The sequence below is a fragment of the Mesorhizobium sp. P5_C1 genome (genome assembly GCF_054049815.1).
This window is the reverse complement of sequence record NZ_JBFULQ010000681.1, coordinates 1-2,534: the sequence shown is the minus strand read 5'-3', so window position 1 is coordinate 2,534 and position 2,534 is coordinate 1. Positions and strand designations below refer to the sequence as shown.

Annotated in this window: 4 protein-coding genes; all 4 read right to left on the bottom strand. The window is 63.8% G+C overall.

The genetic code is table 11. From position 1 onward, the window contains the following. Positions 1-642 (bottom strand): FAD-dependent oxidoreductase (locus tag ACXJ7R_RS29855; protein WP_457154960.1); only part of this gene is annotated, 642 nt, incomplete at its 3' end. A gap of 116 nt (positions 643-758) precedes the next feature. Beyond that, on the bottom strand, positions 759-1,367 hold the full coding sequence (locus ACXJ7R_RS29850) for a DUF2059 domain-containing protein (protein ID WP_457154959.1): 609 nt from the start codon (positions 1,365-1,367) through the stop codon (positions 759-761). Beyond that, positions 1,354-2,085, bottom strand: coding sequence for a ribose-5-phosphate isomerase RpiA (rpiA, locus tag ACXJ7R_RS29845; protein ID WP_457154958.1), 732 nt, complete (start codon positions 2,083-2,085; stop codon positions 1,354-1,356). Before rpiA ends, ACXJ7R_RS29850 begins: the two co-directional genes overlap by 14 nt. A gap of 185 nt (positions 2,086-2,270) precedes the next feature. Beyond that, positions 2,271-2,534 (bottom strand): hypothetical protein (locus ACXJ7R_RS29840; RefSeq protein WP_457154957.1); only part of this gene is annotated, 264 nt, incomplete at its 5' end.

Genomic DNA, 2,534 nt, shown 5'->3' with positions numbered 1-2,534 from the left:
CCGCAGGTCCATGTCGAAGCGGCTGAGGATCTCCTTGCCGCGATAGACCAGCGTGGTGTCGACGCCGAGGCCGTGGAAGATGTTGGCGAACTCGACCGCGATGTAGCCGCCGCCCTCGATCATGATCGCCTTGGGTAGCTGCTTGAGATCGAAAGCCTCGTTGGAGAAGATGCAATGCTCATGCCCGGGCAGCGCCGGATGCGGCGCCGGGCGGCCGCCGGTGGCGATCAGGATCTGGTCGGCGGTGACTGTGCGATCTTCGCCCAGGAGATGCACGACATGCGGATCGACGATCATGGCGCGCGAGTGAAAGGCCTCGCCGCCGGCGCCCTCGACATTCCTCTGGTAGATCGCCTCCAGCCGGCTGATCTCGCGATCCTTGTTGGCGACCAGCGTCTGCCAGTCGAAACTCGCCTCCGGCACCGTCCAGCCATAGCCGGCGGCGTCGGCGAAATGCTCGGGAAATTGCGATGCATAGACATAGAGCTTTTTCGGCACGCAGCCCCTGATGACGCAGGTGCCGCCATAGCGGTATTCCTCGGCGATGCCGACGCGCTTGCCGAGTGCGGCCGCGACGCGCGCCGCCCTCACCCCGCCCGAGCCGCCGCCGATGACGAAAAGATCGTAGTCGTAACCGGCCATCTGGCGGCTCCTCAAGCTTCAGAAATCCAGTGACAGGTAGGCCGCCAGGCAGCAAAAGAAAAGCCCGGACAAGCCGGGCTTCATCGATGGCCGCAAGGCCATTTGGAAACGCAAGATCAGTTCTGCGTGTCGTCTGCCGGAGCCGAACCATCGGCGGGTGCAGCGCCATCCGCAGGCGCGGCTGCGTCCGCGGGTGCTGCGGCAGGGGCTGCCGGCGCCTTGGCCTTGGCGGCCGCGGCCAACGTCTCGCCAACCTGCTGAGCGAGATCGCGTGCGAGGCCGTTCTGCCAGATGTCGGCTGCCTTGACCAGTTCACGGGTCACGGTCGGGCCGCTATCCAGCAGCTTCTTGCCCGAATCGGAACTGTAGAAGGCGGCGATATCCGTCAGTTCCTTTTCGGAGAACACTTTTGCGTAGGCGAGTGCGGCTTCCTTCTCGAGGTCGGCGCGGCGCGAGGCGAGCGCCAGCGCCTTCTCGTTGATGGTCTTGCCGATCAGCTCCTGCATGTCCGGGTTCTTCTGAATGAGCTGCGATTCGAGCGCGGCTGCCGCCTGCGGCAGGATGTTGTCGAACGGGTCGGTCGCGTGGATCGCCGCTACCGCCGCGCGGGCGGCCTTCAGGTGCGAGTCCGTGACTTCTTGCGAAAACGCCGGCGAAGAGAAGGCGAAAACGGCCGTAGCCGCCAGAACGGCGCAAAGGCTGCGAACCCGGTTATGCAACATCATGATCGGTAGAACTCCCTGGTTTTCGGGCGGCATGGACAGTTTGGATACCGTCGCCGCCGGCGATGATGGCCGCTGACGCCAGCCCGATGAAAAGACCATGCTCGACCACGCCCGGAATGGCGTGGAGAGCATTCGAAAGCGCTCTTGTATCCGGAATGCGGCCAAAAGATGCATCGAGGATAAAATGGCCGCCGTCTGTAACAAAAGCCTGGCCCCCCGTCATCCTCAATATAACCGGACCGGAAAGGCCGAGCTTTTCAGCCGCGGTGCCGATCGCGATTTCGGTTRCGCGCAGGCCAAACTGATTGACTTCGATCGGCAGTGGAAACCGGCCGAGCGTCTCGACCATCTTCGACTGGTCGGCAATGACGATCATGCGCTGGGARGCCGCGGCAACGATCTTCTCGCGCAGCAGCGCGCCGCCGCCGCCCTTGATCAGGGTCAGCGCCGGATCGACCTCATCGGCGCCATCGACGGTGAGATCGAGTTCCGGCGTTTCCTCCAGCGTCGACAGCGGCACGCCAAGCTCGCGGCAGAGCAACGCGGTGCGCTCCGACGTCGGCACGCCGATGACGGTCATGCCGGTGGCGACCTTCTCGGCAAGCAGCCGCACGAACTCTTCGGCGGTGGTGCCGGTGCCGATTCCGAGCCGCATGCCGTCGCTCACATAGGCGAGCGCTGCCCGCGCGGCTTCGACCTTCAACTGTCTTGCATCCATGCCGCTTGCTGCCCCGGAAATTCGCTGCTGGGCTCCTAGCATTTTTGCCGGTCGGGTCAAAGCCTTTGGCAGCGGCGTACTCCCTGGCGACGAGCAGCATGGATGTTCTGGCAACGCACGGTCAGGGGCAATGCGTCAGGTATCTCCGATAGGAATTTTTTCTTGACCCGGTGAAGGCAGCTATGCTACATATCTATCCATGGTGCTGATTCGCGCCAACGACCCGCCGCCATGGCGGGTTTTTCATGTCTGGCGGCAAGCCACGAAATACCCGGTCCGGCGGGGCTGGCTTGCCCGAACGACTCAGCCGGCTTGCCCCATCCCGCTTGCCTTGACGCGCCGCAGCCGCTATCGCCTGCCACTTGCATGAACTTGGCCCAGGACTGACCATGACTCGCCCGATCATCGTGTTCGACCTCGACGGTACGCTGGTCGACACAGCGCCCGAC